Raw genomic sequence first — 895 nt, 5'->3', positions numbered from 1 at the left:
CTTTACACAATCTGGTTTACAGGGTCTTTTTTATATTATTTCAACCCAAGAATTAAACTTTAATCCTTTTGTATCATGCAATTTTATAAATTTTTTTAATTTAATTGGTTTGTATATAAATTTTTTACCGCCAAATTGATAGTCAGTTGTAAAAATTATTTTATTATTTTTTGAGGTTTTAATTAAATAATCAATAAGTTTTTTTAATTCACTCCAAACCGCTGGCTTAAATTTGAATCTTAAAAGTCCTATATCTAAAAGTAAATCGTAACAAAAAAACCAATCATCTTGATCTTTAAATCTAGTTTCCCCAATATGTAACAAAGTTCCTTCGCTTTCATTAAAGAGATGTTGCCATAAAGAGGGATCTCTATGAGATTGTGCAGGACAAGATGTCGTTAAAGCAAAATTTTTATATTCTAATTTACTTAAATCTATATTAATATTATTTATTAGAATCTCACAAGATGGCATTATTGCATCCTTTCTGTATATTCTAACCATGCATCTCGCATTTCCGAAGAGGTTAAGTCTCTGTTTCTAGTTAAACCTTTCGGAATATCTGGTTTATATTCTCTATGCATATAATCCCTAAAATCTTTATTAGTCTTATATTCTTTTTGTGCTTTTTTCTCTTCCCGCTTAATTCTTTTCTGCTCTTTTTTATCCCAATCCTCAGGAGGCTCTCCATCAGGCCTTGGCATACTAGTTCCAGCCGCCTCAGAAACATCGTCAATCTCAGGAATATCGCTCACATCATCTTGAGCACTGTCACTAACATGATTAACAATCTCTGCCCCTGCAATAACTCCTATTGCCTTTAATCCATTTTCTACAATTTTTATTGCTGAACTTGGGTCTTTTAATATAGGTGTTGCATATCTTATTATTGCTG

General features: G+C 30.8%; 2 protein-coding genes. Both read right to left on the bottom strand.

From position 1 onward, the window contains the following. Positions 1-30: 30 nt before the first annotated feature. The gene (locus BAZSYMA_RS08885) at positions 31-474 is read right to left on the bottom strand and encodes a hypothetical protein (protein ID WP_090718201.1); all 444 of its coding nucleotides are present in this window, start codon (positions 472-474) and stop codon (positions 31-33) included. Then, positions 474-895, bottom strand: a 422-nt coding sequence (locus BAZSYMA_RS10115; protein ID WP_195910178.1) for a hypothetical protein, incomplete at its 5' end; no start/stop codon positions are given. The genes BAZSYMA_RS08885 and BAZSYMA_RS10115, both read right to left, overlap by 1 nt.

Source organism: Bathymodiolus azoricus thioautotrophic gill symbiont (assembly GCF_001298715.1).
GTDB lineage: Bacteria > Pseudomonadota > Gammaproteobacteria > PS1 > Pseudothioglobaceae > Thiodubiliella.
Note: the sequence above shows the minus strand (reverse complement) of the source record. Positions and strands in the feature narration are given on the sequence as shown.

Coding starts and splice junctions, on each gene's coding strand:
- BAZSYMA_RS08885 (WP_090718201.1), bottom strand. CDS start 474: ATGCCATCTTGTGAGATTCTAATAAATAATATTAATATAGATTTAAGT.